Source organism: Streptomyces sp. NPDC002867 (assembly GCF_053591895.1).
In genome coordinates this window covers 151,815-178,314 of record NZ_JBSFUR010000013.1, presented here as the reverse complement: position 1 = coordinate 178,314, position 26,500 = coordinate 151,815, and the positions used below count along the sequence as shown (strand labels likewise).

The 26,500-nt window shown below is 71.8% G+C and carries 24 protein-coding genes and 1 pseudogene; 16 read left to right on the top strand and 9 right to left on the bottom strand.

Going from position 1 to position 26,500, the window contains the following annotated elements; translation table 11 throughout:
• Positions 1-121 precede the first annotated feature (121 nt).
• Positions 122-2,041, bottom strand: a complete 1,920-nt coding sequence (locus ACWD0A_RS15810) for an NAD-binding protein (protein WP_451298400.1) — start codon at positions 2,039-2,041, stop codon at positions 122-124.
• 99 nt (positions 2,042-2,140) lie between these two features.
• Positions 2,141-3,013 (bottom strand): ABC transporter substrate-binding protein, encoded by an 873-nt coding sequence (locus tag ACWD0A_RS15805; RefSeq protein ID WP_451298383.1) that lies wholly within the window; start codon positions 3,011-3,013, stop codon positions 2,141-2,143.
• A gap of 298 nt (positions 3,014-3,311) precedes the next feature.
• Between ACWD0A_RS15805 and ACWD0A_RS15800 the strand changes: the two genes are divergently transcribed.
• Complete coding sequence (locus ACWD0A_RS15800) at positions 3,312-3,704, top strand: VOC family protein (RefSeq protein WP_451298381.1); 393 nt, start codon at positions 3,312-3,314, stop codon at positions 3,702-3,704.
• Between the two features lie 59 nt (positions 3,705-3,763).
• Here the strand turns inward: ACWD0A_RS15800 and ACWD0A_RS15795 are convergent, their stop codons facing one another.
• Both ACWD0A_RS15795 and ACWD0A_RS15790 read right to left on the bottom strand, forming a co-directional pair.
• Complete coding sequence (locus tag ACWD0A_RS15795; RefSeq protein ID WP_451298379.1) at positions 3,764-4,543, bottom strand: DUF6597 domain-containing transcriptional factor; 780 nt, start codon at positions 4,541-4,543, stop codon at positions 3,764-3,766.
• 29 nt (positions 4,544-4,572) lie between these two features.
• Positions 4,573-5,811 carry a YhjD/YihY/BrkB family envelope integrity protein gene (locus ACWD0A_RS15790; protein WP_451298377.1) on the bottom strand — a complete coding sequence of 413 codons (1,239 nt, stop codon included), beginning with the start codon at positions 5,809-5,811 and terminating at the stop codon, positions 4,573-4,575.
• 17 nt (positions 5,812-5,828) lie between these two features.
• On the opposite strand from ACWD0A_RS15790, the gene ACWD0A_RS15785 reads away from it, so the two are divergent.
• The 14 genes from ACWD0A_RS15785 (at position 5,829) to ACWD0A_RS15720 (ending at position 19,335) form a co-directional block, all read left to right on the top strand.
• Positions 5,829-7,463: an acyl-CoA dehydrogenase family protein gene (locus tag ACWD0A_RS15785; protein WP_451298375.1), complete on the top strand. Its 1,635-nt coding sequence runs from the start codon at positions 5,829-5,831 to the stop codon at positions 7,461-7,463.
• Between the two features lie 301 nt (positions 7,464-7,764).
• The gene (locus ACWD0A_RS15780; protein ID WP_451298398.1) at positions 7,765-9,006 is read left to right on the top strand and encodes a GAF domain-containing protein; all 1,242 of its coding nucleotides are present in this window, start codon (positions 7,765-7,767) and stop codon (positions 9,004-9,006) included.
• A 68-nt stretch (positions 9,007-9,074) separates the two neighbouring features.
• The gene (locus ACWD0A_RS15775) at positions 9,075-9,647 is read left to right on the top strand and encodes a GNAT family N-acetyltransferase (RefSeq protein ID WP_307712825.1); all 573 of its coding nucleotides are present in this window, start codon (positions 9,075-9,077) and stop codon (positions 9,645-9,647) included.
• A gap of 176 nt (positions 9,648-9,823) precedes the next feature.
• Positions 9,824-9,907 (top strand): putative leader peptide, encoded by an 84-nt coding sequence (locus ACWD0A_RS15770; RefSeq protein ID WP_310650533.1) that lies wholly within the window; start codon positions 9,824-9,826, stop codon positions 9,905-9,907.
• Between the two features lie 115 nt (positions 9,908-10,022).
• Complete coding sequence (locus ACWD0A_RS15765) at positions 10,023-11,720, top strand: nitrite/sulfite reductase (RefSeq protein WP_451298373.1); 1,698 nt, start codon at positions 10,023-10,025, stop codon at positions 11,718-11,720.
• Positions 11,717-11,905 (top strand): hypothetical protein, encoded by a 189-nt coding sequence (locus ACWD0A_RS15760; RefSeq protein WP_451298371.1) that lies wholly within the window; start codon positions 11,717-11,719, stop codon positions 11,903-11,905. The genes ACWD0A_RS15765 and ACWD0A_RS15760 overlap by 4 nt, the downstream gene beginning before the upstream one ends.
• On the top strand, positions 11,902-12,603 hold the full coding sequence (locus ACWD0A_RS15755; protein ID WP_451298369.1) for a phosphoadenylyl-sulfate reductase: 702 nt from the start codon (positions 11,902-11,904) through the stop codon (positions 12,601-12,603). Before ACWD0A_RS15760 ends, ACWD0A_RS15755 begins: the two co-directional genes overlap by 4 nt.
• Positions 12,603-13,169 (top strand): adenylyl-sulfate kinase, encoded by a 567-nt coding sequence (cysC, locus tag ACWD0A_RS15750; RefSeq protein WP_177151739.1) that lies wholly within the window; start codon positions 12,603-12,605, stop codon positions 13,167-13,169. Before ACWD0A_RS15755 ends, cysC begins: the two co-directional genes overlap by 1 nt.
• A gap of 17 nt (positions 13,170-13,186) precedes the next feature.
• On the top strand, positions 13,187-14,113 hold the full coding sequence (cysD, locus tag ACWD0A_RS15745) for a sulfate adenylyltransferase subunit CysD (RefSeq protein ID WP_451298396.1): 927 nt from the start codon (positions 13,187-13,189) through the stop codon (positions 14,111-14,113).
• Positions 14,114-14,115: 2 nt separating this feature from the next.
• Positions 14,116-15,459: a sulfate adenylyltransferase subunit 1 gene (locus ACWD0A_RS15740; protein ID WP_451298367.1), complete on the top strand. Its 1,344-nt coding sequence runs from the start codon at positions 14,116-14,118 to the stop codon at positions 15,457-15,459.
• Positions 15,460-15,681: 222 nt separating this feature from the next.
• The gene (locus ACWD0A_RS15735) at positions 15,682-16,791 is read left to right on the top strand and encodes an aliphatic sulfonate ABC transporter substrate-binding protein (RefSeq protein WP_451298365.1); all 1,110 of its coding nucleotides are present in this window, start codon (positions 15,682-15,684) and stop codon (positions 16,789-16,791) included.
• Between the two features lie 37 nt (positions 16,792-16,828).
• Positions 16,829-17,617, top strand: a complete 789-nt coding sequence (locus tag ACWD0A_RS15730) for an ABC transporter ATP-binding protein (protein WP_451298363.1) — start codon at positions 16,829-16,831, stop codon at positions 17,615-17,617.
• Positions 17,604-18,500, top strand: a complete 897-nt coding sequence (locus ACWD0A_RS15725) for an ABC transporter permease (protein WP_451298361.1) — start codon at positions 17,604-17,606, stop codon at positions 18,498-18,500. The genes ACWD0A_RS15730 and ACWD0A_RS15725 overlap by 14 nt, the downstream gene beginning before the upstream one ends.
• A gap of 85 nt (positions 18,501-18,585) precedes the next feature.
• On the top strand, positions 18,586-19,335 hold the full coding sequence (locus ACWD0A_RS15720; RefSeq protein WP_451298394.1) for a sirohydrochlorin chelatase: 750 nt from the start codon (positions 18,586-18,588) through the stop codon (positions 19,333-19,335).
• Between the two features lie 165 nt (positions 19,336-19,500).
• Here the strand turns inward: ACWD0A_RS15720 and ACWD0A_RS15715 are convergent, their stop codons facing one another.
• From ACWD0A_RS15715 to ACWD0A_RS15700, 4 genes are all read right to left on the bottom strand, one after another.
• Positions 19,501-20,148 carry a mycothiol-dependent nitroreductase Rv2466c family protein gene (locus ACWD0A_RS15715; protein WP_451298359.1) on the bottom strand — a complete coding sequence of 216 codons (648 nt, stop codon included), beginning with the start codon at positions 20,146-20,148 and terminating at the stop codon, positions 19,501-19,503.
• 87 nt (positions 20,149-20,235) lie between these two features.
• Positions 20,236-20,634: a nuclear transport factor 2 family protein gene (locus tag ACWD0A_RS15710; protein WP_451298358.1), complete on the bottom strand. Its 399-nt coding sequence runs from the start codon at positions 20,632-20,634 to the stop codon at positions 20,236-20,238.
• Positions 20,627-21,175 (bottom strand): DUF1697 domain-containing protein, encoded by a 549-nt coding sequence (locus ACWD0A_RS15705; protein ID WP_451298356.1) that lies wholly within the window; start codon positions 21,173-21,175, stop codon positions 20,627-20,629. Before ACWD0A_RS15705 ends, ACWD0A_RS15710 begins: the two co-directional genes overlap by 8 nt.
• Before the next feature lie 171 nt (positions 21,176-21,346).
• Complete coding sequence (locus tag ACWD0A_RS15700) at positions 21,347-22,546, bottom strand: S8 family peptidase (protein WP_451298354.1); 1,200 nt, start codon at positions 22,544-22,546, stop codon at positions 21,347-21,349.
• A gap of 378 nt (positions 22,547-22,924) precedes the next feature.
• Between ACWD0A_RS15700 and ACWD0A_RS15695 the strand changes: the two genes are divergently transcribed.
• Positions 22,925-25,177: an MMPL family transporter gene (locus ACWD0A_RS15695; protein ID WP_451298352.1), complete on the top strand. Its 2,253-nt coding sequence runs from the start codon at positions 22,925-22,927 to the stop codon at positions 25,175-25,177.
• Between the two features lie 90 nt (positions 25,178-25,267).
• On the opposite strand, the pseudogene mgt reads toward ACWD0A_RS15695, so the two are convergent.
• A pseudogene (gene mgt / locus ACWD0A_RS15690) lies at positions 25,268-26,499 on the bottom strand (macrolide-inactivating glycosyltransferase).
• Between the last annotated feature and the right edge of the window lies 1 nt (position 26,500).

Below are 26,500 nucleotides of genomic sequence, written 5' to 3'. Positions count from 1 at the left end.
ATGTCGGCCGTCCCCGGCCTGCGCCAGCAGGAGATGCACCGCCACAAGGAACGCGGCTTCTGCTGCGGCGCCGGCGGCGCGCGGATGTGGAGGCGCGTGCGCGCCGTGGCCGCCCCCTCGTTCACCGCTGTCCGCCGGTCGTGCGGTGCCTCCTGCCCAGCAGTTCCGCGAGCCCCCTGCGGGTCGCCGCCACGACCACCCTGTCCTCGGGGCGCAGCACATAGCCGGGGTGCAGGTCCCAGACGAGTCCCGCGGCGCCGTCCTCGCCCGAGCGGCGGGCGGTGGCCAGATCGGCGCGCCGGTCGCCGGGAGCCGTGGCATCCAGCGCGATCACGCGCCAGCGGCCCGGCCGGAACGCCTCCGCCACCGTCAGCCCTTCGAGCCGCGGCTGGCCGGCGACCTCCAGGGCGGCGAACAGCAGCACCTTGCGCTCGACCGGGATCGCCCCGAGGATCTGACGCCCCATCATGGCTCCGGCGAAGGCCGGAGCGGCCAGGGTGGAGACGCTGCGGCTGCGGGTGAGCGCGCCCGGGTGGGCCGAGCGCAGGCTGCGGTAGACGGCGCCGGCGAACTCGTCGTCGTAGATCCGCAGGGCGACCCGCAGATCGGGGCTGGCGGAGCGTGCGTACAGGGCGGCTTCGAGGTTCGTCGTGTCGACGCTGGTGAGGGCGAGCAGGGCGTGCGCCCGATGGATCTTCGCAGCCTCCAGCACGCCCTCCTGGGTCACGTCGCCCAGCACGGTCGGCACCCGCAGGCGCCGTACCAGCGGGATGCCGCGCGCCTCGGGGTCCTCCTCGACGCAGACCACGGGGATGCCGAGCTCTCTGAGTTGCATCAGCACCCTGCTGCCGATCTTCCCGAGGCCGAGCAGCACCACATGCCCCGACAGTCCGCGCGGCGGACGGCGCAGTGCGGAGGCGGTACGGAACGTGCCGAGGGCCTCCAGTGCCGCCGCGACCGTGAGCGGGAGCAGCAGCAGTCCGGCGAGGCCGGTGAGGAGTTGCAGGACCTGGCGGTCGGGGTCCGCTCCGTGGGCGGGGTCGCCCATGCCGAACAGGTCGAGCAGGATGAGGTACATCGCGTGCAGCGGATGGTCACCGGTGGTGAGCCACGTGGCGACGCCGAGGCCGACGACGGCCGCGCCGAGCCCGGCGAGGGACCAGCGCAGCCGCCGCGAGAAGAGTTGTCCCAGTGGTGCGCCCCGGCCCGAGAACGGCCCGGGTGCGCGGCCGGGTGCGGTGTGCGAGATGGCCTCCAGGACGACGGTGCCGCGCCCGGTGGCCTCCGCGACGCTCCGGTCGTCGGGGAGCAGCCGCGGACCGTCCTGGCCGCTGCGGTCCGAACCCTCCTCGCCCGCCGGGTCATTGGTGGTCGACGACAGCAGCGCGAGGGTGCACAGCCCGGGGTCGGCGACCTCGCCCCGGGCGGGCGGCGTGCGTTCGACGGCCCGCAGCAGCAGGCCGTCGGCCCGCACCACCTTGCTCGTCCCGGCGATCGCGGTCGCGGCCAGCGCGGGTGCGGCGGTGTCCGCGTCCGACAGGACGGTCGTGGAGGCGTCCAGCTTCTCGGGGTCGATTCCCGGGTCGGCCAACGCCGCCGCCTGGTCGAGGAGTTGTTCGAGGTGCTGGCCGAGTTTGCGGTTGTAGAGGCGGATCACCAGCCGCAGACGCGGGTTCAGGCGGCGGGCGGCGAGCGCGGCCCGGATGTTGGTCTCGTCGTCTTCGTGGACGAGCGCGAGGGCCGCGGCGTCGCCCACCCCGGCCTCCAGCAGCACGTCCTCGTCCAGCTGCGGGGTCTCAAGGACCCGGGGGAGGTCGGGCGGCGGGGTGTCGCCGGGCGCGACGGGCGGGGCGACCGCGCGGGTCATGGCGGCCGACACCCGCCCGAACAGCGCGGAGGCCCTCGCCCTGCCCGGCGACGACGGTTCGGAGCCTCTCGGCGCTCCCGCCGCGGGCACGACGAGTGTGACCCTCTCCCGGTAGACCTCGCGCAGTTCGGCGGCGAGCCGGTGCGCCAGCGTGTCGTCGCCACACACGATCATGTGGCCCGGTGTGACGGGCAGTTGCGTCTGCTGCGGGAAGGTGGAGGTCACACCCCATAGAGTGCCGTGCGCGTCCGGGCGGTTGCGCCGGGGGGCGGGTCAGCGGGTCTCCAGCGCCTTCGCCACCGCCGCGAAGAAGTCCGCGTGGGCGCGGGCGCTGCAGGGGAGTTCGGGATTCCACGGCACGACGCGGGAGCGTGCCGCGGCGGCCCACCGGCCGCCGGGCCCGGCCAGGCGGTGCATCGGCACGGCATTGGCGCGCACGTCCACCAGGACGACGTCGGGCTCCAGTCGCTCCGCCGCCGTCCAGTCGGTGGTGGACCAGCTGACGCCGGGACCGGGGCCTGGCTCGGCCATGCGCACCCCGTGACCGGTCAGGGCCCGCAGGTCGGGCCACGCGGTGGGCCGGGCCAGGTGCACGGTGTCGTCGCCGGCGGGTGACAGGGCGAGGACGCGGACCTCGGGCGCCCTGGCCGCCGCGGAGCTCAACCGCGTTCGCGCGCCGGTCAGTCCGGCCGCCGCCGTCGCGTCCTCGCCGGCGCCGAGCGAGGCGGCCAGTGCTTCGAACCGCTCCCGCGTCCCGTCGAGCGGGCGCCCCTGCCCGACGTCCAGGACGACGAGGGGAACACGCTCCTCGAGGTGCTTGGCCGCGTCGGGGTCGAGCCCGTAGACGTGGTCGGAGCCGTACGCCACCGCCACCACGAGGTCCGGAGCGGAGCGCAGGAGGTCGTCGGCTCTCAGCCCGGGGCCCGGGCCGAGGTAGCCGGCGGTCCCGATCGGCAGGGCTCCGGCCTTGGCCGGGTCGGCGTCGGCGCCGTCGTGGGCGGAGCCGAAGACGCTCGCCGGCCGTAAGCCGTGGTCGTACAGAGTGGCCCCCGCCTGTATGTAGGCGGTGATCCGCGCCGGGGTGCGCGGCGCGGTGGCCAGGCGGCCGCGGTCGTCCAGGAACTGCCATCCGTCGTCGTACGCCATTGCGCCTCCAGTCGGTCACCGGCACGTGCGTCGCCGATTCCCTGCCCCGGCGGGGCCCTTCGTACGCGACGCCGACCGCCCTTCAGCGGTCGGTCGGCTCATGGCCGGCCGCCCGGAACACGAACGCCGTCGGCTCGGTCTCGTCCAGCTCGCGCGAGTGCCCCGCGTATGCGCCTCGGCGTCCGGTCCCGGCGTCCGACTCGGCGCTCTCCCCGGCGTCGGCCGACCTCGAAGCGGCAGCCGCCGGGCGTCCGATTCGTTCAAGACCGCGGTGTCCCGGCCGCCCTACGGTGACGACATGACTCCACGACTCGACGCCATCGGCCTCGTCGTCTCCGACATGGCCGCCTCCCTCGCCTTCTACCGCCGCCTCGGCCTCGCCGTCCCCGCCGACGCGGACTCCGCCCCGCACGTGGAGGCGACCTTGCCCAGCGGACTGCGGGTGCTGTGGGACACCGAGGAGACCGTCCGCTCCTTCGATCACGGCTGGACCCGCCCGTCCGGCGGCGATCGCATCGGGCTCTGCTTCCGGTGCGACAGCCCCGCCGAGGTCGACGCCGTCTACGACGAGCTGGTGTCCGCCGGCCACAGGGGCCCCCTCAAGCCGTGGGACGCGGTGTGGGGGCAGCGTTACGCGGTGGTGCTCGACCCGGACGGTATGGGCGTCTCCCTCTTCGCCGACGCCGCGTAGGAGCCGAGGGTGGTCCCGGCCAGGGCACGCATCTCCCGGGCCAGGCCCTCTCTTTCGGATCAGGCCGGATCAGTGAGCGGGTTCCGGGGCGTGCGATCGCAAGGCGGAGGAGGGAGACATGGCGGAGCCATGGCGACCGACGACAACGCAGCGAGCGTGCGTGCCGGGGCACGCGAGCCCGGCAAGATCCGAAAGAGAGGGCCTAGGTGCGCCTGGTCGGCGCAGCCCGCCGCGAGCGCGGCATCGGCGTAGGGGACGCCGACGCGGACCAGCGTGAGCGCGCGCTGCAGCCTCAGGATGCGGGCCAGCGTCTTGGGGCCGTAGCCGAAGGCGTCCAGGGAGCGCCGGTGCAGCTGCCGGGCGCCGAGTCCGGCCGCCTCCGCCACGGCCGCGACGGTGCCGCCCGCGTCCAGATGGCCGACGACCCGCGCGAGCAGCGGGTCCGGCGGCGGCGCCTGCGCGGCCCGGGCGAGCGCCACGGCCTCCAGCCCGGCGGCGGGGCAGGCCGCGTCGCCGACGCGTTCGGCGAGTCGGCGGGCCTGCGCCGTACCCCACAGATCGGCCAGCGCCACCCGCCGGTCACGCAGTTCGTGGGCCGGGACGCCGAGGAACGCGGGCGCGGCGCCGGGCGCGAAGCGCAGGCCCGCCCAGAGTGCTCCGGCCCCGCCGTCCGGGGTGTGGGCAGCGGTGTCGGGGCCCGCGACGAGCAGCCGGTCCCCGTTCCACAGCAGGTCCATGCAGCCGTCGGGGAGCACCGGATGCACCGGGCCGTCGTGCCCGTGCACGGTCCTGGTCCAGACGACGGCGCCGTCCAGGCGTGAGGGCCGTTCCTGGTACATACGACCGAGGATAGGACGGGGTCCGGCGGTCAGGCGTGGCCGTCCTGCCCGTCGTCGCGGGTCTGGTCCCTGCCGTTGTCGCGGCCGCTGTCCCTGCCGTTGTCCCTGCCGTTGTCCCTGCCGTTGTCCCTGCCGTTGTCCCTGCCGTTGTCCCGCCCGGTGTGCAGGCGGGACTTCACGTCGTCCGGCGGCAGGAACCTCGACCAGCGCTCGGGGAACTCGGACGGCATGTCGCCGCCGTCCTCGTCCCCGTCCTCGTCGTCCTGGTACACCTGGGCCGCCCTCGCCCGCGCGAGCAGCTCGGCGGCGTCCGCGGCGCGGGCGCGCTCGTTGGCGGCGCGGGCCGCGGCCGTGGCGACCGAGGGCCAGACGCGGTCGATGGCGGCGTTGACGGCGGCGCCGACGAGGACGGCGAAGGCCGAGACACCTATCCACAGCAGGAAGGCGATGGGCGCCGCGAGCGAGCCGTAGATCGTGGGGCCCTCGACGGTGCTGGTCAGGTAGATACGGAGCAGGAAGCTGCCGAGCACCCACATCCCGAGCGCCACGAGCGCTCCCGGCACGTCCTCCACCCAGGGCGACCGCACGGGCACGGACACGTGGTACAGGGTGGTGAGGAAGGCGATGGAGAGCAGGATCACCACCGGCCAGTAGAGGATCTCCACCACTTCCGTGCCCCACGGCATCAGCTCCACCACCCGGTCCGGGCCGACGACGGCGAGCGGCAGCACCACCGCGCCGATCAGCAGGGCGATGATGTAGAGCAGGAACGCCAGCAGCCGCGTCGCGATGATGCCGCGCTGCCCGTCCAGCCCGTACATGACGGTGATGGTCTCGATGAAGACGTTGACCGCGAGGGAGCCGGACCAGAGCGCGATCGCGAAACCGATGGAGATGAGGTCCGGCCTGCCGCCGCGGGTGACGTCCTCCAGCAGCGGTTTGGCGATGTCGTTGACGCCCCGGTCGGAGAGCACGGTGCCGACGGCGGTGAGGATGTTCTCCTCGATCGAGGCGACGGTGGTGGTGTTGGTCCAGTTGTCGATGTAGCCGAGCAGGCCCAGAAGGCCGAGCATCAGCGGCGGCACCGACAGCAGCGTGAAGAACGCCGCCTCGGCGGCCAGGCCCAGGATCCGGTACTCGATGCAGGAATTGACGGTGTCCTTGAGCAGCAGCCACGCCATCTTCCGCTTGGAGACGTTGCGGTAGAGGACTCGGGCTCGGTGGAGCCGCCCATGGGGCCGCTCGGGTGTTTCATTTGCTGCCTGCACCTCCTTACCGTATCGGCATGGCAGACAGCACCCACACAGTGACCAACCAGGCTCCGCCCCTGGTGGGGTACGACGTCTACAGCGCCGACCGTGCTCTCACGGAAGCGGTCGACCGGCACGTGGCCCCCGAGCTCCGGGACGAGGTGCGCGAGGAGCTGTCCGCACTCGGGCAGACGGCGGGCTCGGCACAGGCCCAGGAATGGGGGACGCAGGCCAACGAGAACCCGCCGAAGCTGCGCACCCACGACCGGTACGGGAACAGGATCGACGAGGTCGAGTTCCATCCGGCCTGGCACCGGCTGCTCGGGCACAGCGTCTCGGCGGGCCTGGTGAACGCCTGGAACAGGCCGGCCGGGCACGTGCGCCGGGCCGCCGGATTCCTGGTGTGGACCCAGGCCGAGGCGGGGCACGGCTGCCCCCTGTCGATGACGCACGCCTCGGTGCCCGCCCTGCGGACGGATCCGGCGCTCGCCGCGGTGTGGGAGCCACGGCTGACGTCGACGGTGTACGAGGAGGGCCTGCGCCCGGCGGCCGAGAAGGCGGGTTCGCTGTTCGGGATGGGCATGACCGAGAAGCAGGGCGGCAGCGACGTGCGCGCGAACACCACGCGCGCCGAGCCGCTGGCCGCCGACGGCGAGTACGTGCTGACCGGTCACAAGTGGTTCTGCTCCGCGCCGATGAGCGACGGTTTCCTGGTCCTCGCGCAGGCGGCTGGGGGACTGACCTGCTTCCTGGTGCCCCGGGTGCTGGAGGACGGGACGCGCAACGTCTTCAGGATCCAGCGGCTCAAGGACAAGCTCGGCAACCGGTCCAACGCGTCCAGCGAGGTGGAGTTCGACGGCACGTGGGGCAGGCGGGTCGGCGACGAGGGCCGCGGAGTGCGCACCATCATCGAGATGGTGGCCGCGACCCGGCTCGACTGCGTCCTCGGCTCGGCCGCCCTGATGCGGCAGGGAGTGGCGCAGGCGGTGCACCACGCGACGTACCGCAGCGCCTTCGGCGGGCTGCTCGTCGACAAGCCGCTGATGCGCAACGTGCTGGCCGATCTGGCGCTCGAGTCGGAGGCGGCGACGACGCTGGGACTGCGGCTGGCCGCGGCGTACGACGCGGACACCGAGGAGGAGCGGGCGTTCCTGCGCCTCGCGGTGCCCGCGGCCAAGTACTGGGTGACCAAGCGGTGCACGCCGGTCGCGGCCGAGGCCCTGGAGTGCCTGGGCGGCAACGGCTACGTGGAGGAGTCGGGCATGCCCCGGCTGCTGCGCGAGTCGCCGCTCAACTCGATCTGGGAGGGCTCGGGCAACGTCCAGGCCCTGGACGTGCTGCGCGCGCTGCAGAGGGAGCCGCAGGCGCTGAACGCCTTCCTCCAGGAGGTCGGCACGGCGCGGGGCGCGGACCACCGGCTGGACGCGGCGATCAAGGATCTGCTGACGGAGCTCGCCGACCTGGACGGCATCGAGGCGCGGGCGCGGCGGCTCGTCGAGCGCATGGCGCTGGTGCTGCAGGGGTCGCTGCTGGTGCGTTGGGCGCCCCCGGAGGTGGCCGACGCGTTCTGCGCCTCGCGGCTGGGCGGTGACTGGGGAGCGGCGTTCGGGACGCTGCCGCACTCGCTGGACCTGGCCTCGGTGGTGGAGCGGGCGCGCGCCTCGGTGTGACGTCGAACGGGCGCGGGCCGTGGTGCGACGGCCCGCGCCCGTGACGTTTGTTGGGTGGTGCTGCGCCGACACGGCACCACCCACACCGGCGGACCGGTGTTGCGTCACCTTCGTACATGCGCACGCCCGTTCGCGACGGTTGCAAAGGGTTGCATCCTTGTGTGGCATATGGCGGCGCACTGTGCCCGGAAGCGAGGCAGGATGGCCGGGCACGCCCCTGCCACCCCCCGCTCCGGACGCTGGCGTCATCGAGGAGGACCCAGTGCACAACACATCGCTCGACCTGGCGAGGCTCGCGGCCATGGACACCGCGGAGGCCCTACGGCTGCTGAAGGGCGTACGGGACGCGGCGCTCTCCGGGCGCCGGCCGCAGGTGGGCCCGCGCACGGACATCGACGAGTCGTGGCAGCGGATGCTGCGGGGCGGGGTGGACCCGGACAAGGACCGCAGGGCCGGGGTGCTGCCGCTGGAGGAGATCGAACGCCGCAGGCTGTCCTCGCCGCTGCTGGACGTACTGCCGGTGCTCCGCGACGGTCTCGTGTCCATCGCTGATGCGGCGCAGCACATCATGGTCGTCTCGGACGCGGAGGGCCGGCTGCTGTGGCGGGAGGGCAGCTCGCCCGTGCTGCGCAAGGGCGACGGGCACGGCTTCGTCCTGGGCGCGGACTGGTCCGAGGGTCTGGTCGGCACGAACGGCGTCGGCACCGCCCTCGTGACCCGCCGCCCCGTCCAGGTGCACTCGGCCGAGCACTTCGTCGCCACCCACCACACCTGGACCTGCGCGGGCGCCCCGGTCACCGATCCGCGCGACGGGAAACTGATCGGCGTCGTCGACATCAGCGGACCGCTGTCCACGATGCATCCGGCCACGCTCGCCCTCGTCACCTCGGTCACCAAGCTCGCCGAGGCCGAGTTGCGCAACCGCCACCACGAGGCGCTGGACCGGCTGCGCAGTGCGGCGGCGCCGCTGCTGGGCCGGATCGGCGGCCGGGCGCTGGCGGTGGACGGCAACGGCTGGCCCGCCGCGGTGACCGGAATGGCTCCGCCGGGCAGGCTGGCGCTGCCGAAGGCGGTGCGCGCCGGGCGGCTGTGGCTGCCGTCGCTGGGAATGTGTTCGGTGGAACCGCTGCCCAGCGGCTGGCTGGTGCGGGTGGACGAGGACGACGCCGGGCCGGTGGCGCCGGGCCGGGTGGTGCTGGATCTGAGCAGGCCCCGGCGTCCCTCGGTACGGGTGTCGGGCGGCTGCGGAAGCTGGACGTACGAGCTCAGTCCCCGCCATGCCGAGCTGCTGTACCTGCTGGCGCTGCACCGGGACGGGCGCAGCGCGGCGCAGCTGGCGGAGGACCTCTTCGGGGACCGGACGCGGACGGTGACGGTGCGGGCGGAGATGTCGCGGCTGCGGCGCCATCTCGCCCAGGTGCTGGCGCACCGCCCGTACCGGTTCACCGAGGAGCTGGAGGTGGAGGTGGTGGCGCCGGACCGGCCCGGCGACCTGCTGCCGCACTCGACGGCTCCGGCGGTCCGGCGGGCCCGGGCGGCCTGACCGGGTCCGCCGGTCCGCGGCCTGACCGGCGCTTGGCCGGAACTCGCCGTCGTGATTGTCTGGCGCGCATGAGCATCACTGTGACCACCTGGTCCCTGGAGCAGACGTCGCCCGCCGACCAGCGGCCGGCGTCGGTGCCCGACGGAGACATACGGATCGTCCGGGCCGAGGTCCCCTCGCCCGAGTTCAGCCGCTTCCTCTACACGGCCGTCGGCGGGGACATCCACTGGACGGACCGCCTGGGCATGACCTACGCCGACTGGCAGGAGTGGCTGGAGCGTCCGGGCGTCGAGACGTGGGTGGCGTACGACAAGGGGACGCCGGCCGGCTACGTCGAGCTCCAGGCCCAGGACGAGGGCGCGGTGGAGATCGTCTACTTCGGGCTGGTCCCGGCCTTCCGGGGCCGGCGGATCGGCGGGCACCTGCTGTCGTACGGCGTCGCCCGGGCCTGGGACCTGGCCGACCGCTGGCCGGGGCTTGCGCAGACCAAGCGGGTGTGGCTGCACACCTGCTCCAAGGACGGCCCGCACGCGATGGACAACTATCTGCGCCGCGGCTTCACGGTCTTCGACACCAAGGTCGAGGAGGAAGAAGGGGACCCGGCGGCGGCTCCCGGCCCCTGGCCCGGCGCGGGCCTCTGAAGCGCCCTGCTCTTCTGACCGCCCCCATGCGGTGTCCGCCGGCAACGGCTCCCCGGCACCGGCCCGGCAGCCGCCGCACGGTGACCCATGCCACACTGTCTCGCGATGCGGGACAGTGTTGTCCACATCTTGGATAGCGGTGGACTGGGTCCAAAGTCCCATGACACGCTTCCGTCATGTCTAGCACTGGAATTGCCTTGGTGAGTCGGCGGCACGTCGACCTCGGCCGCATGTCCAGCGCCATCTGTCCGGCCTGCTGACAGCCCAGCACAGCCGCGCTTTCCCCCTGCTTGACCCGCCCTGCGCACTGTCGCGCCCTCGCCGCGAGTGTGCAGCTCAGAGCCGCCCTCCTGCAGTCTCGAAGGACATACCGCCATGGCCGCCACCCCTGAAAAGCCCGTCTCCGCCACGTCGCGACGCAAGGCCGGACGCCACCGCGGCGAGGGCCAGTGGGCCATGGGGCACCACACGCCGCTCAACGGCAACGAGCAGACCAAGAAGGACGACGACGGTCTCAACGTGCGGACACGCATTGAGACGATCTACGCCCACCGCGGCTTCGACTCCATCGACGGCGCCGACCTGCGCGGACGTATGCGCTGGTGGGGCCTGTACACCCAGCGCAAGCCCGGAATCGACGGCGGCAAGACCGCGATCCTGGAGCCGGAGGAGCTGGACGACGAGTTCTTCATGCTGCGGGTGCGCATCGACGGTGGCCGGCTGACCACCGAGCAGCTGCGTGTCATCGGCGAGATCTCGCAGGAGTTCGCGCGCGGCACCGCCGACCTCACCGACCGGCAGAACGTCCAGTACCACTGGATCCGCATCGAGGACGTCCCCGAGATCTGGCGCCGCCTGGAGGCCGTCGGCCTGTCGACGACCGAGGCGTGCGGCGACACCCCGCGGACGATCCTCGGTTCTCCGGTGGCCGGCATCGCCGAGGACGAGATCGTCGACGGCAGCCCGGCCATCGACGAGATCCACCGCCGGTTCATCGGCAACAAGGACTTCTCCAACCTGCCGCGCAAGTTCAAGACCGCGATCTCCGGCTCCCCGCTGCTGGACGTGGCGCACGAGATCAACGACGTCGCCTTCGTCGGGGTGAACCACCCCGAGCACGGTCCGGGCTTCGACCTGTGGGTGGGCGGCGGCCTGTCCACCAACCCGAAGCTGGGTGTGCGCCTCGGTGCCTGGGTTCCCCTGGACGAGGTCCCGGACGCCTGGGAAGGCGTCATCTCGATCTTCCGGGACTACGGCTACCGCCGCCTGCGCAACCGCGCCCGCCTGAAGTTCCTCGTCGCCGACTGGGGCGCCGAGAGGTTCCGCCAGGTGCTCGAGGACGAGTACCTGAAGCGCAAGCTGGTCGACGGCCCCGCTCCCGAGCAGCCGGTCGAGCACTGGCGCGACCACGTCGGCGTCCACCGACAGCAGGACGGCCGGTTCTACGTCGGCTTCGCCCCGAGGGTGGGCCGCGTCGACGGCACCACCCTCACCAAGATCGCCGATCTCGCGGCGGCGCACGGATCCGGCCGGCTGCGCACCACCGTCGAGCAGAAGATGATCGTGCTCGACGTCGCCGAGGACCAGGTCGACTCGCTCGTCTCCGGCCTCGAAGCACTGGACCTCCAGGTCAAGCCGTCGCCGTTCCGGCGGGGCACCATGGCCTGCACCGGCATCGAGTTCTGCAAGCTGGCGATCGTCGAGACGAAGGGCCGCGGCTCCGCGCTCATCGACGAACTGGAGCGGCGCCTCCCCGAGTTCGACCAGCCCATCACCATCAACATCAACGGATGCCCCAACGCCTGCGCGCGTATCCAGGTCGCGGACATCGGTCTCAAGGGCCAGCTGGTCCTCGACGACGAGGGCAAGCAGGTCGAGGGCTACCAGGTGCACCTGGGCGGCGCGCTGGGTCTGGAGCCCGCCTTCGGCCGCAAGGTGCGCGGCCTGAAGGTCACCTCCGCCGAGCTGCCCGACTACGTGGAGCGGGTCCTCAAGCGCTTCGAGGCGGAGCGCGAGGACGGCGAGCGCTTCGCCACGTGGGCGGCGCGCGCGAGCGAGGAGGCGTTGTCGTGAGCGAGCGCGCCGCCCCCTTCTACTGCCCCTACTGCGGGGACGAGGACCTTCGGCCGAGTGAAGCCGCCGAAGGCAGCCACGGCACCTGGGAATGCGCGGCCTGCAATCGAGCCTTCCAGCTGAAGTTCCTCGGGCTCCTGTCCCGCGGACTTCAGCTCAACGACGGTGGAGGGGAAACGATATGACGACGACGCAGTCCGATCAGGACCTCAAGTCGCTGGCCGAGCAGGCGGGCCGCGACCTGGAGGACGCCTCGGCGCTCGACATCCTGAAGTGGGCCGCCGACACCTTCGGCAAGCGCTTCTGCGTCACCTCCTCCATGGAGGACGCGGTCGTCGCCCACCTCGCCTCGCGCGTCTTCCCCGGTGTGGACGTCGTCTTCCTCGACACCGGCTACCACTTCGAGGAGACGATCGGCACGCGGGACGCCGTGGACGCCGTGATGGACGTCAACGTCATCACGCTCACCCCGCGCCGGACTGTGGCCGAGCAGGACGCCGAGTACGGCCCGAAGCTGCACGACCGCGACCCCGACCTGTGCTGCGCCCTGCGCAAGGTCAAGCCCCTCGAAGAGGGCCTGACCGCCTACGCCGCATGGGCCACCGGCCTGCGCCGCGACGAGTCCCCGACCCGGGCGAACACCCCGGTCGTCGGGTGGGACGAGAAGCGGCAGAAGGTCAAGATCTCGCCGATCGCCCGCTGGACCCAGGACGACGTGGACGCCTACGTCGCCGAGCACGGTGTCCTGACGAACCCCCTGCTCATGGACGGTTACACGTCCGTCGGCTGCGCCCCCTGCACCCGCCGGGTGCTGGAGGGCGAGGACGCGCGCGCCGGCCGCTGGGCCGGGCGGGGCAAGACGGAATGCGGGCTGCACGGCTGATGACGAACACTCAGAAGGACCAGGAGAACGACGTGACCGGAGCCACCATCTGGCTCACGGGTCTGCCGAGCGCCGGCAAGACCACCATCGCGTACGAGCTCGCGGGCAGGCTGCGCGAGGAAGGCCACCGGGTCGAGCTGCTCGACGGCGACGAGATCCGCGAGTTCCTCTCGGCGGGCCTCGGCTTCAGCCGCGAGGACCGGCACACCAACGTGCAGCGGATCGGCTTCGTCGCCGAACTGCTCGCGTCCAACGGTGTGAAGGTGCTGGTCCCGGTCATCGCCCCGTACGCCGACAGCCGCGAGTCCGTGCGCAAGCGCCACCAGCAGGAGGGCACCGCGTACGTCGAGGTGCATGTCGCCACTCCGGTGGAGGTGTGCTCGGTGCGCGACGTGAAGGGGCTGTACGCCAGGCAGGCGGCCGGCGAGATCAGCGGGCTGACGGGGGTCGACGACCCGTACGAGGAGCCCGAGTCGCCCGATCTGCGGATCGAGTCCCAGAACCAGACCGTGCAGGAGTCCGCCGCGGCGGTCCACGCGCTGCTGACCGAAAGGGGTCTCCTGTGACCACGAGTGTCAACGTCGTGAGCGAGGCTGCAGACAATTCCGCCAGCCCGTACGCCCTCTCCCACCTGGACGCGCTCGAGTCCGAGGCGGTGCACATCTTCCGTGAGGTGGCGGGCGAGTTCGAGCGGCCGGTGATCCTGTTCTCCGGCGGCAAGGACTCCATCGTCATGCTGCACCTCGCGCTGAAGGCCTTCCGGCCCGCCGCGATCCCCTTCACGCTGCTGCACGTGGACACCGGGCACAACTTCCCGGAGGTCATCGAGTACCGCGACCGCACGGTCGAGAAGCACGGCCTGCGCCTCCATGTCGCGTCCGTGCAGGAATACATCGACGCCGGCAAGCTGCGCGAGCGCCCCGACGGCACGCGCAACCCGCTGCAGACCGTGCCGCTGACCGAGGCCATCCAGCAGCACCGCTTCGACGCGGTGTTCGGCGGCGGCCGCCGCGACGAGGAGAAGGCCCGCGCCAAGGAGCGGGTGTTCAGCCTCCGCGACGAGTTCTCGCAGTGGGACCCGCGCCGGCAGCGCCCCGAGCTGTGGCAGCTCTACAACGGCCGCCACGCCCCCGGCGAGCACGTCCGCGTCTTCCCGCTCTCCAACTGGACCGAGCTGGACGTGTGGCAGTACATCCAGCGCGAGCGGATCGAGCTGCCGGACATCTACTTCGCCCACGAGCGCGAGGTGTTCAAGCGTGCCGGCATGTGGCTGACCGCGGGCGAGTGGGGCGGCCCGAAGGAGTCGGAGACGGTCGAGAAGCGGCTCATCCGCTACCGCACCGTCGGCGACATGTCCTGCACCGGTGCCGTCGACTCCGACGCCACCACGCTGGACGCCGTGATCGCCGAGATCGCCGCCTCCCGCCTGACCGAGCGGGGCGCGACCCGTGCCGACGACAAGCTGTCCGAGGCCGCGATGGAAGACCGCAAGCGCGAAGGGTACTTCTAGACATGACCAGCACCACCGAGCAGCTGACCGAGCAGCTTTCGGCCACCACCCTGCTGCGCTTCGCCACCGCCGGGTCCGTCGACGACGGCAAGTCCACGCTGGTGGGCCGGCTGCTGCACGACTCCAAGTCGGTCCTCGCCGACCAGCTGGAGGCCGTCGAGCACGCCTCCCGCAACCGCGGCCAGGAGGCGCCGGACCTCGCACTGCTCACCGACGGTCTGCGGGCCGAGCGCGAGCAGGGCATCACGATCGACGTGGCGTACCGCTACTTCGCCACCGCGCGCCGCCGGTTCATCCTCGCCGACACGCCGGGCCACGTGCAGTACACGCGCAACATGGTCACCGGCGCGTCCACGGCCGAGCTCACGGTGATCCTGGTCGACGCCCGCAACGGAGTCGTCGAGCAGACCCGCCGCCACGCGGCGATCGCCGCGCTGCTGCGCGTTCCGCACGTGGTCCTCGCCGTCAACAAGATGGACCTCGTCGACTACGCGGAGTCCGTGTTCGCCGCGATCGCCGAGGAGTTCACGGCGTACGCGACCGAGCTGGGCGTCCCGGAGGTCACCGCGATCCCGATCTCGGCGCTGACCGGGGACAACGTCGTGGACCCGTCCGCGAACATGGACTGGTACGGCGGCCCGACCGTGCTGGAGCACCTGGAGACGGTGCCGGTCAGCCACGACCTGAGCCACTGCCACGCCCGGCTGCCCGTGCAGTACGTGATCCGGCCGCAGACCGCCGAGCACCCGGACTACCGGGGCTACGCGGGCCAGATCGCCGCCGGCACCTTCCGGGTCGGCGAGGCGGTCACCGTGCTGCCCTCGGGCCGTACCTCGCGCATCTCCGGCATCGACCTGCTGGGCAAGCCGGTCGACGTGGCCTGGACGACCCAGTCGGTGACCCTCCTGCTGGAGGACGACATCGACGTCTCGCGCGGCGACCTGATCGTGCCGAGCAAGGACGCGCCCCCGACCACCCAGGACGTCGAGGCGACCGTCTGCCACGTCGCCGACCAGTCGCTCACCGTCGGCCACCGCGTGCTGCTCAAGCACGGCACCCGCACGGTCAAGGCGATCGTCAAGGACATCCCGTCCCGGCTGACGCTCGACGACCTCTCCCTGCACCCGCACCCGGGTCAGCTGGTCGCCAACGACATCGGGCGCGTCAAGATCCGTACGGCCGAGCCGCTGCCGCTCGACTCGTACGCGGACTCCCGCCGCACCGGCGCCTTCATCCTGATCGACCCTGCCGACGGCACCACGCTCACCGCGGGCATGGTCGGCGAGTCGTTCGCCTCGCCGGAGCCCGTCCGGGACCCGGCCGACGACGACGGCTGGGACTTCTGACATGACCGACGCCTTCGGGACCTTCGCCAAGGAGGGCGGCCGCGTCGGCAGCGGCGCCCTCGGCGCGGGCACGGGAGGGGTGGCGCGATGTGCGCGATGACGTACGCGCACCGCTCGCGCGCCCGCACCCCCCGCACCCAGCACCGACGAAGACCGCCGACGTCCCGGCCGCGTCCCACCTGAACCGACGCGCCGACCGGGCCAACGAGAGGACAGCCTCCCGTGCCAGCCACCCGCACCACAGTCCGCCGCAGCCTCGCCACCGCGGCCGCCCTGCCGCTCCTCGCCGTCGCCCTCACCGCCTGCGGCTACGGCTCCCAGGCCAAGGACGACAAGGTCGCTCCCGCCGCCAAGGGAGAGAAGATCGACGGTCTGGACACCGTCAAGGTCGGGTACTTCCCGAACCTGACGCACGCGACCGCCCTGGTCGGCGACCAGGAGGGCATCATCCAGAAGGAGCTCGGCGGAACGAAGCTGTCGACGGCGACCTTCAACGCCGGTCCGTCCGAGATCGAGGCGCTCAACGCCGGCTCGATCGACATCGGCTTCATCGGCCCCTCGCCCGCGGTCAACGGCTACGTGAAGTCCCAGGGCAAGAGCCTGCGGATCGTCGGCGGCTCTGCCTCCGGCGGCGTCAAGCTGGTCGTGAACCCGAAGAAGATCAAGACCCTGGACGACGTCAAGGGCAAGAGGATCGCCACCCCGCAGCACGGCAACACCCAGGACGTGGCGTTCCTCAACTGGATCTCCGAGAAGGGCTGGAAGGTCGACCCGCAGAGCGGCGAGGGCGACGTCTCCGTGGTCCGCACGGAGAACAAGGTCACGCCGAACGCCTATCTGTCCGGCTCCATCGACGGCGCGTGGGTACCGGAACCGACCGCGTCGAAACTGGTCAGCGACGGGGCGAAGGTGCTGCTCGACGAGTCGACGCTGTGGCCCGACAAGAAGTTCGTCATCACGAACGTGATCGTGTCGCAGAGGTTTCTCGCGAAGCACCCGGACGTCGTCGAGGCCGTGCTGCGCGGCACGGTGAGGACCAACGAGTGGATCAACGCCAACCCGGACAAGGCGAAGGCGTCCGCCAACGCCAAGCTCCAGGAGCTCACCGGCAAGGCGCTGCCCCCGAAGGTGATCGACCCCGCGTGGCCGTCGATCCGGTTCACCGACGACCCGCTGGCCGCGACGCTCGACACGCAGGCCCGCCACGCGGTGAAGGCCGGTCTGCTGGAGCAGCCCGACCTCGCCGGCATCTACGACCTGCGGCCGCTGAACAAGGTCCTTCGGGCCGAGGGCAAGCCCGAGGTCGCCGACGCCGGGCTCGGCGTCAAGTAACCACCGCAACCAGCCGAGTTCCCAGGAGGTGACGACCATGGCCACTGCCATCGCCAAGGCCGACGACCGCGTGCGCACCGAGTACGCGGCCCGGATCGGACATGTCTCCAAGTCCTTCGCCGGGCCCGCCGGCACCCAGCTCGTCCTGGACGACATCACGCTCGATGTCGCTCCCGGCGAGTTCGTCACCCTCCTGGGGGCCTCGGGCTGCGGCAAGTCGACGCTGCTCAACCTGGTCGCGGGGCTCGACCGGCCGACGGCGGGGTCCATCGAGACCCCCGGCGGCCGGCCCGCCCTGATGTTCCAGGAGCATGCGCTGTTCCCGTGGCTGAGCGCGGGCAAGAACATCGAACTGGCGCTGCGCCTGCGCGGCGTGCCGAAGTCGATCCGCCGCCCGGAGGCGGAGCGGTTGCTGGAGCTGGTACGGCTCGGCGGCGCGTACGGCAAGCGGGTGCACGAACTGTCGGGCGGTATGCGACAGCGGGTCGCGATGGCTCGCGCGCTGGCGCAGGACAGCCAGTTGCTGCTGATGGACGAGCCGTTCGCGGCGCTGGACGCCATCACGCGCGACGTGCTGCACGACGAGCTGACCCGCATCTGGCGGGAGACGAACGTGTCGGTGCTGTTCGTGACGCACAACGTCCGCGAGGCGGTGCGGCTCGCGCAGCGCGTGGTGCTGCTGTCGTCGCGGCCGGGGCGCATCGCCCGTGAATGGACCGTGGACATCGATCAGCCGCGGCGCATCGAGGACTCCGCGGTGGCGGAGCTGTCCGTCGAGATCACCGAAGAACTGCGTGGGGAGATCCGCCGACATGGCCAGCACTGACACGACCGCGAAGGCCACGGTCAAGAACGACGACCTCGCGGGGCTGGAGGCCGGTCTCGACGCGCTGGACGCGGTGCAGGTCAGCCGTACGCCGGTGCGCGAGGTGCTGCTGCGGAAGGTGTTGCCGCCGCTGACCGCCGTCGCCCTGGTGCTCGTGGTGTGGCAGCTGCTGGTCTGGGCGGAGGTCACGGAGGCCTACAAGCTGCCCGCACCGTCCGCGGTCTGGGACAGCGTGTCCGAGATGTGGCTCCAGGGCACGCTGCTCGACGTCGTCTGGACCAGCGTGTCCCGCGGCCTGCTGGGCTTCCTGATGGCACTGGCGATCGGAACACCGCTCGGCCTGCTGGTCGCCCGGGTGAAGTTCGTCCGCGCCGCGATCGGGCCGATCCTGTCCGGGCTGCAGTCGCTGCCGTCGGTGGCCTGGGTGCCGCCCGCCGTGATCTGGCTGGGTCTGAACGACTCGATGATGTTCGCCGTGATCCTGCTGGGCGCGGTCCCCTCGATCGCGAACGGCCTGGTGTCGGGCGTGGACCAGGTGCCGCCGCTGTTCCTGCGGGCGGGCCGCACGCTCGGCGCGACCGGGCTGAAGGGCACCTGGCACATCGTGATGCCGGCGGCGCTGCCCGGTTACGTGGCGGGCCTGAAGCAGGGCTGGGCGTTCTCGTGGCGGTCGCTGATGGCCGCGGAGATCATCGCGTCCTCCCCCGATCTGGGCCTGGGTCTCGGCCAGTTGCTGGAGAACGGGCGCAACAACGCCGACATGGCCGGCGTGTTCCTCGCCATCCTCCTGATCCTGATCGTCGGTATCGCGATCGACCTGCTGATCTTCAGTCCGCTGGAGCGGTGGGTGCTGCGCAGCCGCGGTCTTCTCGTCAGGAGCTGAGTCCACGATGCACAGCCCCGCCCTCCCGTCGCCCGCCGCCGCCCTTTCGAGGAAGCTCCCCGAGACTCCGTCCGGGGGTTCCCCCATCGCGCCCGTCCTCTTGGTGATCGCCCACGGCAGCCGCGACCCGCGCCATGCCGCGACGGTGCACTCCCTCGTCCGGCGCGTGCGGTCGCTGCGGCCGGGGCTGCGCGTCGAGGTCGGCTTCCTGGACTTCAACCTGCCGTCGGTGACGGGCGTGCTGGAGCGCCTGGCCGCCGAGGACGCCGGCGAGGTGGTGGCGCTGCCGCTGCTGCTGACGCGTGCCTTCCACGCGAAGGCCGACATCCCCGCCGTCCTGCGCGAGGCGCCCGCGTCGCTGCGCATACGGCAGGCCGAGGTGCTCGGCCCCTCGCCGCTGCTGCTGTCCGCCGTCCAGCGGCGGCTGTACGAGGCGGGGCTCGGCCCCGCCGACAAGAGCTCGACCGGCCTGGTGCTGGCGTCGGCGGGCTCCACGGACCCGGAGGCGATCGCAGTGATCGACCAGACAGCGCGGGAGCTGCGGCACACCGGTTGGTGCGCCGTGCGACCTGCGTTCGCCTCCGCTGTTTCTGCCGGCGGCTTCCCCCGTACCGAGGACGCCGTGCGCGAGCTGCGCGCCCGCGGCGTGCGCCGGGTGGCGGTCGCGCCGTACGTCATCGCCCCCGGGCGCCTGCCGGACCGCATCGCGGAGGGCGCGCGGGACGCCGACGTGCTGGCCGATGTGCTGGGCCCCGGGCCGGAGCTGGCCCGTCTGCTGCTGACCCGCTACGACGAGGCACGGGCGCGGCAGCGGGCACTGGCGTTCACCGCGTAACGGTCACGCGGTGACGGGCGCGGTCCAGCGGGGGTCGCGGCCCGCCGCCGCCAGGGCCCGTCCGAACGCCGTCGCCGACACGTCCACCGGGACGGGCGGCGGCGAATCCGTCGTACTGCCGGTAGACCTCGGCGTGGTTCTTGAACAAAGGCGACGGCGCCGCGGTCAGTCGAAGACGAGGCTGCCGGTGCGGGCGCGCTTGAGTTCGAAGAGGTCGGGGTGGCCCGCGAGCACCCGGAAGCTGTCGAAGAGCGCGACGGCCTCCTCGCCCCGCGGAATCGAGTTGAGGACCGGGCCGAACCAGACGGTGCCGTCGACGTGCAGCGTGGGTGTGCCCACGTACCCGTCGGCGGCGGGGTCCTTGCCGGTGTCGTGGCTGGCGCGCACCTCGTCGTCGTACGACGGGTCGTGCGCGGCCTCGGCCAGTGCGGCGGGCAGGCCGACCTCGGCCAGGGACTCGGCGACGACCGCGTCGAAGTCCTCGTTCCGGTCCCGGTGGATCCGGGTGCCGAATGCGGTGTAGAGGTCGCGCAGCACGCCGCCGCCCCCGTGCTGCCGGGCGGCGGCCGCGAGGACGCGCACCGGGCCGACGGAGCGGTCCACGAGATCGCGGTACCAGTCGGGCAGTTCGTTGCCGATGTTGTGCAGGTACAGGCTCATCAGACGGAAGCGGAGGTCGAGAGCGCGCTCTCGCTCGACCTCGAGGATCCAGCGGGAGGTGATCCAGGCGAAGGGGCAGACCGGGTCGAAGTAGAAGTCCACGACGGTCTTCTCGGAGCCGGTCGGGCGGTCGGTGTGCTGCGCGGTGTCCATGCCGACGACACTAGCCAGGGATTGGCACTCCCCCACGGGCCATTCGCCATCCGTTCCCGTGGGCCATTCCGGCGCGGGGGCCGCGGCTCACTGCGCCGCGAGGGGCGACGGGGCTCCGGTCTCCGCGAAGCGTGTGCCCTGGTGGAAGTAGAGCAGCCAGTCGCCGCCGGTCAGCCGCCAGATCGAGCTGCGGTGGGCGCGATGGCCGCCCGACTCGGTGTCGAAGGTCAGGTGCACGACGCCGGCCGCGAGCTGCACGCCTCTCATGCGGGAGGCGGTGATCGGCCGGGGCGAGGGCGCGCCCGGTGACCGCAGCGCGGACAGGATCGACTCGCGGTCCCAGAGCCGGCCCGAGGTGCCGAACTCCTCGTAATCGGGGTGGAGGAGTCGCGCGAGCAGGTGGGGGCTGGACCGCACCACCGGGTCGAGCAGCCGGAACTCCGCCTCCATCGCGGCGTTCACGGCATCGGTCGCGGGTTCAGTCACGGGTCATCTCCACCAGCTTGACGACGGTGTTCCAGTTGCGGCTGGTCGCGACGACGCCCTTGAACAGGCTCGGTCTGCCCAGCACTTCGGCGAGCCTGGAGCGGCCGAGGCCCTCCGGCGTGTACAGGTACATCGCCCGGTCGCCGAGCCGGAACTCCTCCGGCAGGAGGGCCGCGGCGTCGACGGACGCCAGCCGCTCGGGCGGGAGCTGCTCGGAGAGGAAGGTCACGTGCAGTTGCCTGCCCTGGAGCGTGTGAGCGGGGAAGGGGCAGGCGTCGGCGACCGCCCGCAGGTACGCGCCGCCGCGCACCAGGGTGTCGACCCGGAAGCCGAAGGTCTGCTCGACGGCGTCCTCGATCCCGGCGGCGAGCGTCCGCTCGTCGCCCGCCGCGCTGCTGAAGACCGCGTTGCCGCTCTGCAGGTAGGTGGCGATGTCGTGGTGCCCCAACTCGGCGAGAACAGCCCGCAGTTCGGGCATGGGGACCTTCTTCTTGCCGCCCACGTTGATTCCGCGCAGCAGGGCCGCATACCTCTTCGTCATGGCCAAACGATAAGGCGGCCGCCGCGCCCCGTGGGGGAGGGCACGGGGGCCGCCGGCTCGGCGGCGCACGCGCCGCAGGGGTGCCGCCGGGCTGCGGCGGAAGACCGGCCCGGACGACACCCCCCAGGGGCCCTCCTCCGCGTCAGGTGCGAGCGGAGGACGGGCCCTCGGTCACTCGACGACCTTCAGCAGCTTGTTCGGCGTGCCGGAGGACGGGTTGGTGATCTTGTCGGGCGTGGCACCGTCGGTGAGCGCCTTGGCGACGTCCGCCGGGGTGGCGTCCTGGTGTCCGGCGAGGTAGACCGCGGCGGCGCCGACGACGTGCGGGGTCGCCATCGACGTGCCGGAGATGGTCTTGGTGCCCTCGTCGCTGTCGTTCCAGGCGGATGTGATGTCCGAGCCCGGCGCGTAGATGTCCACGATCTCGCCGAAATTGGAGAAGTCCGACTGGGCGTCGTCCTTCGTGGACGAGGCGACCGTGATGGCCTCCTGGACGCGGGCCGGGGAGCCCTGGCCCGCGTCGCTGGACTCGTTGCCCGCCGCGACGCCGAAGGTGACACCTGCGGTGATCGCCTTGCGGACGGCCTCGTCGAGGGCCTCGTCGGCGCCGCCGCCGAGGCTCATGTTGGCGACAGAGGGGCCCTGGTGGTTCTGGGTGACCCAGTCGACGCCGGCGACGACCTGCTCCGTGGTGCCGGAGCCGTTGTCGTCGAGGACGCGGACGGCGACGATCTTCGCCTTCTTGGCGACACCGTGCGCGGCACCGGCTATGGTCCCGGCGACGTGCGTGCCGTGTCCGTTGCCGTCGTCGGCGCTGTCGTCGTTGTCGACGGCGTCGAAGCCGTGCGTGGCGCGGCCCTCGAAGTCCTTGTGCGAGATGCGGACTCCGGTGTCGATCACGTACGCGGTGACGCCTTCGCCGGCGGTGTCCGGGTAGGTGTACTTGCTGTCACCGGCGGTGTCGGCCTGGTCGACGCGGTCCAGGCCCCAGGACGGCGGGTTCTGCTGGTCCGCGTTGATCGTGAACTTCTTGTTCTGCACGACCTTGGCGACGGCCGGGTCGGCGGCGAGGCGCTTGGCCTCGGTCTCCGATAGGCCGCTGGCCGAGAAGCCGTTGATGGCGGAGCTGTAGTTGCGCTTCAGCGTGCCGCCGTACTCCTTGGCCAGCTCCTTCTTGTCGGCCTTCTGGTCGAGCATCACGATGTAGCTGCCCGCGACGGCGCCTTCGGCGTTCGCGCCGTAGATCTTGCCCTCGGCGGGCGCCGCGGCGCCGGCGAAGGACGTGCCGAGAAGCGTGACTCCGGCTGCAGCCGCGACGGCCGTGATGGCCGCGGTGAGCTTCATCCGGTGGGATCGCTTGTGAGTTGCCATGAAGAGGGGTCTCCTCGTCATCATTTGTGGGGGGATTGGCCCCCGGCCGTAAAAAATCCGGGGGCTGGCTCGAAACCCTGACCGATTGACGCGCGCAGATCAAGACCTTCATGTACCTGTGACTTACTCAACAAGGTTTCGTAATAAGAAATCGGCCAGGGTCTCCCAAGTCGGACTCCTGCCCCAATCCCCGGTAGATGTAAGGGACTTCGATCCTCCATGTCGGGGATGTGCCCCCTTCTGAAGGAGGAGAGCATTGCCGGTCTCCCTCGTCGGCCGGCAGGACGAAACGACCTGATTGCGCCCTTAGCTTCGAAGCGGACACGGCGGCGGGCTCCGCCGCCGGCGGTGAACGACGCACAAGGGGGCGTAAGGGTCATGGGGAGAGCTGGAGGCGGACCGCGCGGGATCGCCGCGCGGGCCGGCGGCTGGAGCGCTCGGCACCGCTGGGCCGCCGTGGGGATCTGGGTGCTGTTCGTCCTGCTGGCCATGGTCGCGGGGTCGGCCACCGGCCGGGCCGAACTCAAGGACAGTGAGCAGCTGTCGGGCGAGACGACGCAGGCGGCGCGCATCGCCGAGGAAGCCGGCGTCGCCGAGCCCGTGGGCGAGACCGTGCTCGTCCAGGCGCGGGACGGATCGGTCAAGGTGACGGACCCGGCCTTCCGCGCCGCCGTGGACGACGTGATGAAGTCGGTCGACGGCACCCGTGAAGTCACCGCCGTGACCTCGCCGTACGACACCGGAAGCATCTCGAAGGACGGGCGCAGCGCGCTCGTCCAGTTCGACGTGCGCGGAGACCCCGACACGGCGAGCGAGCGGATCGACCCGGTCCTCGAGGCCGTCGCCGGCGTGCAGGAACGCCACCAGGAGCTGCGGATCGAGGAGATCGGCGGCGCCAGCATGAACAAGACGTTCGACGAGGCGTTCGGCGACGACTTCCAGCGGGCCGAGTTCTCCGCGGTGCCGGTCGCGCTCGGCATCCTGCTCATCGCCTTCGGCGCCCTGGTCGCGGCACTCCTGCCGGTGCTGCTGGCCATCACGGCGATCATGGCGACGATGGGCCTGATGGGCGTCGTGAGCCAGGTGATGCCGATGAGCGACACGGCGAACTCCGTGATGCTGCTGGTCGGTCTCGCGGTCGGCGTCGACTACTGCCTGTTCTACCTGCGGCGCGAACGCGAGGAGCGGGCCGCGGGCCGTGACGGCCGCACCGCGATCCTGATCGCGGCGGCGACCAGCGGCCGTGCCGTGGTGGTCTCGGGCGTGACCGTGTGCGTCGCGATGGCCGGCATGCTCTTCACCGGGATCGGCGAGTTCGAGTCGATGGGCCTGGCGTCGCTGATCGTGGTGGCGGTCGCGATGGTGGGGTCCGTGACCGTGCTGCCCGCGCTGCTGTCCCTGCTCGGCGAGCGGGTGGAGAAGGGCCGCGTGCCGTTCCTGCGCCGTCAGAAGCGGGACGCGAGGGGAGACGGCGGCAGCCGGGTGTGGACGGCGGTGCTCGGCGGGGTGCTCCGCCGCCCGCTGGTGTCGTTCCTGGTCGCGGCGGGTGCACTGGTCGCGGTCGCGCTGCCCGCGGTCGGGATGAAGACGCAGAACTTCACCCTGGACCAGGAGTTCGGCGACTCCGTGCCGATCGCGGCGACGTACGAGCGGATCAACGAGGCGTTCCCCGGCGGGGCGGATCCGGCGGAGGTCGTCGTCAAGGCCGACGACATCGACTCCGCACCGGTGCGGCGCGCGATCGCCGACTTCCGTGCGCAGGCGGTGAGTTCGGGTGCGTCCCAGGGCCCGGTCGAGGTCGTCACGCACAAGGAGCAGAACATCGCGTTCGTCTACGTTCCCCTGGTGGGCGGCTCCGACCAGGACCGGGCCGAGAAGAGCCTGGAACTGCTGCGCGACACGGTGCGTCCCGCCACCCTGGGCGAGGTCGACGGGCTCGAGGCTCCCATCAGCGGTCAGGTCGCGGGCTCGAAGGACTTCAACGACCAGTTGACGGGCGCGGTGGCGCCGGTGTTCGGGTTCGTGGTGGTGTTCGCCTTCGTGCTGATGCTGCTGTCGTTCCGGTCGCTGACGATCGCGATCACCTCGATCCTCCTCAACCTGCTGTCGGTGGGCGCGGCGTACGGCATCCTGACGGTCGTGTTCCAGCACGGCTGGGGCGCCTCACTGGTCGGAGCGGAGGGCGTGGGCGCGATCATCGCGTGGCTGCCGCTGTTCCTGTTCGTGATCCTGTTCGGGCTGTCGATGGACTACCACGTGTTCGTCGTCTCCCGTATCCGGGAGGCGAAGTTCCAGGGCCGGGGGACGCGTGAGGCGATCACGCACGGTGTGGTGACGACGGCGGGCGTGGTGACGAGCGCGGCGGTCATCATGGTGGCGGTGTTCGCGATCTTCGGAACGCTGTCGATGCAGTCGATGAAGCAGATGGGTGTGGGCCTCGCGGCGGCGGTCCTGATCGACGCGACGATCATCCGCGGCGTGCTGCTGCCGGCCGTGATGGCGCTGCTGGGCGACCGCAACTGGTACTTCCCGAAGTGGCTCCACTGGCTCCCGGACCTCACCCACGACGAGCCCGCCGCCGTCTACTCGCCCGCACCGGGAAGGCGCGAGCCGGATCGGGTGGGCGCGTAGCGGGACGGGGAGTTCCCCGGCTCGCCCCCATCTCCCGCGTGCCGGGCTGCCGTTCGGCCGCCCGGCACGCGGTGTGGAGGGGACGCCCCCTCAGCCCACCAGCTCCGCCTCGATCAGATCCGCGGCCCTTCGCGTGCCGCCTTCCTGCGCCATCTCCTCCCGGATCCGCGCCAGGCGCTCCCCCACCTCCGGGTCGGACACCAGCGACAGCACCGCCTCCCGCAGGTCGTGCGCCGTCGCCTCCTCTGTCGAGAGGCGGCGCGCCACCCCCAGCCCGACCATCATGTCCGCGTTGCCGAACTGGTCCACCGCCTGCGGGACCGCGACCATCGGCGTCCCGGTGGCCAGGCCCTCCTGGCTGCCGCCCGCGCCCGCGTGGGTGACGAACGCGTCCGCCTGACGCAGCACGGACAGCTGCGGCACCCAGCTGTGGACCTCCACGTTCGACGGCAGCTCGCCGAGCTCCGCCACGTCGACGTACCGGCCGATCTGCAGCACCAGGTGCCAGCCGGGCAGGTCCCCGAAGGCCTTGACGCATTCGCGGTAGAAGGCCGGCTGCTTGGTGAACGTCGACCCCAGCGACACCAGCACCACCTTCTCCGCGTCCGCCGGCCGCTGCCACTCCCCCTGGTCCCGGCGGTCCCCCTGGCACGCGCCGACGAAGGAGTACACGGACTCGTCGACCCGGTCGGCGTTCGGCTGGAGGGCACGCGGGATCAGGACGACACTGCGGCGCGGCCGGCCGACGAACCGGTCCGGATGCGTCGTGATCCCGTTCTCCGCGAGCCACGCCTCGAAGCGCGCGTAGTACGCCTTGCCGCGCTCCCCCGCCCGCAGCTGTGCGGTCATGGGCTCGGCGACCTCCTCCTCGTACCCCTCCCAGGCGACCAGGTTGGGCGAGAGGGAGACCGCGGGGACGCCCCATCGGTGGGCGAGCACGATCGCCGGGTACGAGGTGATGTCGTGGATGACGAGATCGGGCTCGTCACCGGCGAACGCCTCCGCGAGCTGCGGCAGCGCCTGGATCGCGTCGTTCAGGAACGGCTCGATGTTGTCGATGAGTTCGGTTCCCCAGGCCTCGGGCTCCTCCTCCGTCGGCAGCGTCGACGTGTAGACGACGGGCTCGGCACCGGTGGCCGCGACCTTGTCCGCGAAGGAGGCGGGGATCGCGTAACTGACGCGGTGTCCCCGGGCCACGAGCTCCCGGATCACTTCGAGACTCGGGTTCACGTGCCCGGGGGCCGCGATGGAGAACATGGCGATATGGGCACGGTCTGGTGTCGTCATGCCCTTACCGTAACGAGACGAGACGTCTCGTTCAAC

What these genes read in the sequence shown, in the direction of transcription:
- ACWD0A_RS15810 (WP_451298400.1), bottom strand. Translation starts at nt 2,041, where the DNA reads ATGATCGTGTGTGGCGACGACACGCTGGCGCACCGGCTCGCCGCCGAA.
- ACWD0A_RS15765 (WP_451298373.1), top strand. Translation starts at nt 10,023, where the DNA reads ATGGCCGCCACCCCTGAAAAGCCCGTCTCCGCCACGTCGCGACGCAAG.
- ACWD0A_RS15705 (WP_451298356.1), bottom strand. Translation starts at nt 21,175, where the DNA reads ATGACGAAGAGGTATGCGGCCCTGCTGCGCGGAATCAACGTGGGCGGC.
- ACWD0A_RS15775 (WP_307712825.1), top strand. Translation starts at nt 9,075, where the DNA reads ATGAGCATCACTGTGACCACCTGGTCCCTGGAGCAGACGTCGCCCGCC.
- ACWD0A_RS15770 (WP_310650533.1), top strand. Translation starts at nt 9,824, where the DNA reads ATGTCTAGCACTGGAATTGCCTTGGTGAGTCGGCGGCACGTCGACCTC.
- ACWD0A_RS15695 (WP_451298352.1), top strand. Translation starts at nt 22,925, where the DNA reads ATGGGGAGAGCTGGAGGCGGACCGCGCGGGATCGCCGCGCGGGCCGGC.
- ACWD0A_RS15785 (WP_451298375.1), top strand. Translation starts at nt 5,829, where the DNA reads ATGGCAGACAGCACCCACACAGTGACCAACCAGGCTCCGCCCCTGGTG.
- ACWD0A_RS15730 (WP_451298363.1), top strand. Translation starts at nt 16,829, where the DNA reads ATGGCCACTGCCATCGCCAAGGCCGACGACCGCGTGCGCACCGAGTAC.
- ACWD0A_RS15700 (WP_451298354.1), bottom strand. Translation starts at nt 22,546, where the DNA reads ATGGCAACTCACAAGCGATCCCACCGGATGAAGCTCACCGCGGCCATC.
- cysC (WP_177151739.1), top strand. Translation starts at nt 12,603, where the DNA reads ATGACGAACACTCAGAAGGACCAGGAGAACGACGTGACCGGAGCCACC.
- ACWD0A_RS15800 (WP_451298381.1), top strand. Translation starts at nt 3,312, where the DNA reads ATGACTCCACGACTCGACGCCATCGGCCTCGTCGTCTCCGACATGGCC.
- ACWD0A_RS15795 (WP_451298379.1), bottom strand. Translation starts at nt 4,543, where the DNA reads ATGTACCAGGAACGGCCCTCACGCCTGGACGGCGCCGTCGTCTGGACC.
- ACWD0A_RS15725 (WP_451298361.1), top strand. Translation starts at nt 17,604, where the DNA reads ATGGCCAGCACTGACACGACCGCGAAGGCCACGGTCAAGAACGACGAC.
- ACWD0A_RS15715 (WP_451298359.1), bottom strand. Translation starts at nt 20,148, where the DNA reads ATGGACACCGCGCAGCACACCGACCGCCCGACCGGCTCCGAGAAGACC.
- ACWD0A_RS15755 (WP_451298369.1), top strand. Translation starts at nt 11,902, where the DNA reads ATGACGACGACGCAGTCCGATCAGGACCTCAAGTCGCTGGCCGAGCAG.
- ACWD0A_RS15740 (WP_451298367.1), top strand. Translation starts at nt 14,116, where the DNA reads ATGACCAGCACCACCGAGCAGCTGACCGAGCAGCTTTCGGCCACCACC.
- ACWD0A_RS15805 (WP_451298383.1), bottom strand. Translation starts at nt 3,013, where the DNA reads ATGGCGTACGACGACGGATGGCAGTTCCTGGACGACCGCGGCCGCCTG.
- ACWD0A_RS15780 (WP_451298398.1), top strand. Translation starts at nt 7,765, where the DNA reads ATGGACACCGCGGAGGCCCTACGGCTGCTGAAGGGCGTACGGGACGCG.